The 1,862-nt window shown below is 38.2% G+C and carries 2 protein-coding genes and 1 pseudogene; 1 reads left to right on the top strand and 2 read right to left on the bottom strand.

The annotated features are described in order from the left end of the window. A partial coding sequence (locus tag AC22ZQ_RS14460) for a carbohydrate kinase family protein (protein ID WP_486756246.1) occupies window positions 1-494 on the bottom strand: 494 nt, incomplete at its 3' end. A 308-nt stretch (window positions 495-802) separates the two neighbouring features. Further along, complete coding sequence (locus AC22ZQ_RS14455; protein WP_318959459.1) at window positions 803-1,501, bottom strand: TIGR04283 family arsenosugar biosynthesis glycosyltransferase; 699 nt, start codon at window positions 1,499-1,501, stop codon at window positions 803-805. Between the two features lie 24 nt (window positions 1,502-1,525). On the opposite strand from AC22ZQ_RS14455, the pseudogene AC22ZQ_RS14450 reads away from it, so the two are divergent. Further along, a pseudogene (locus tag AC22ZQ_RS14450) lies at window positions 1,526-1,862 on the top strand (hypothetical protein); the annotation flags it as partial.

The raw sequence follows: 1,862 nt of genomic DNA, 5'->3' as shown, positions 1-1,862 counted from the left end.
GTCAAAGTCTTTTTCAAATCATCCATGGCGATGTCCATCCAGAAATTCATTGTATCCATTGCAACCAATTTTGGACGCTCTGCTAATCTTTCGATTACTGTACTTTGAACTTGTGGAGATAAGTTTCCTAACATTACGTAATCCGCTCCTTGGTAAGATGCAGGAATAATAGGATCGAAGTGCTCCAATACATTTAATTCCGTAACCAAAGTATCACGCGTATTCATGTCGTTGTGGTATTTACCCGACCAGAAGAAAGTCTTCTCTCCTTCTTTCACTTGTAAACCTTCAACATTTACACCTCTAGACGCAAGTTTTTCAATCATCTCTTTTGGGAAGTCCTCTCCTACTACAGAAACAATGTTCTGTGTGGGTTGAAAATATGAAGATGCAAAAGCAATGTAAGTACCTGCTCCACCAATAATCTTATCCGTCTTTCCAAAAGGGGTTTCTATCGCGTCAAAAGCTACGCTTCCTACTGTAAGTAAACTCATTAATCTGTAATTTTTAGAATACAAAAATAAAGAAATAACGATTGCATTCCTGTTTTAGATCTGAGAATATGGTAAAAGCAGTATGGAGCGCGAGAAAAAGAGGATAGAGGATCCTATTTACGCAGGGAGAAGCGTTGAAATTTAGCGCATTACGGTTGACATTTACTTTTCTTTAAATCTTCTAGGGTGAATGCTCTTTCATTCGGATTTAAACTACCCAACAAAGAGCGTATGGAAAGCTCCCCAAGTTACCTGGGGACTGGAAGGGTAGCCTGGCCGTTTGCTCCTACTTAACAACATAGCTAAGATTATTCATATTTCATCACCAAATTCTTCTTATAGAATTTACGTATCGTATCTGGTGATTTGCCCAACATGAACATCCAATAACTGAAAAGGTTAATCATATTCACCTTGAAGTAAGAATTATGATCATATTTTCTGGCTGAAACCACTACCGATTTTGGAATGATTTTAAACTTTTCTTTCTTTTTTACGCGGCGGATAAAGTCGAAATCTTCCATGATTGAATAATAGGTATCGAAGCCGTTATATTTATTAAATAATGCCTTGGTAATGAACATCGTTTGATCTCCTCCTCGACAAAACATTCTATTGAAACGCGTAAAATAGGCGTTAAACTGTAAAGCTCTGTGTGATTTATCGAACTTAAAACGATAACAACCAAAGGAATATCCGGCCTTTACTGCATGTAAAATATCTTCATAGAAACTCTTCAGAGGCATTACATCAGCATGAATGAAATACAACATTTCTCCCCTTGCCATTTCTGCTCCGTAATTCATTTGTTTTGCTCTACTGGCCAATTGTGTGTCAAAACAAAGCACATTTTTGTAAGCCTTTACACGTTCAACCGTTCTATCTTCGGAGCCTCCATCCACAACCAAGATTTCTACGTAGGTTTCTTGGAGCCCGGTTAAAAAACGGAGTAGCTTTTCAATGTTATCTTCCTCATTAAGTGTGGGTATGATGATGGATAATTTCACGCGATTTGATTAATTTTAATAACTATGAACTTAAATATAACACATATACGCCAATTCAGCGCCTTCGGATTACTGCTCGGTAGCTTTCTCTTTGTTTCTTGCACAACCGGGAAGGGAGTTAAAGTTCCAGAATATGCCAACACCCAGGCCACACCACAACAAGAGGCATTGTCGCAAGGTAGAAACTACCCCAAAGGAGAAATGGTAGACCACTTAAAAATTCACGACCACCAATTGTGGACAGATTTATTGGTGAAACACGTTGATTCTGTGGGAAGTGTGGATTATAAAGGCTTTCAAAAAGATTCAACGGCACTTAATACCTACCTCCAACAATTGGCCAAACACACCATAAATGATG

The organism is Lishizhenia sp., from assembly GCF_057456495.1.
This window is presented reverse-complemented; position numbering and strand designations above follow the sequence as displayed.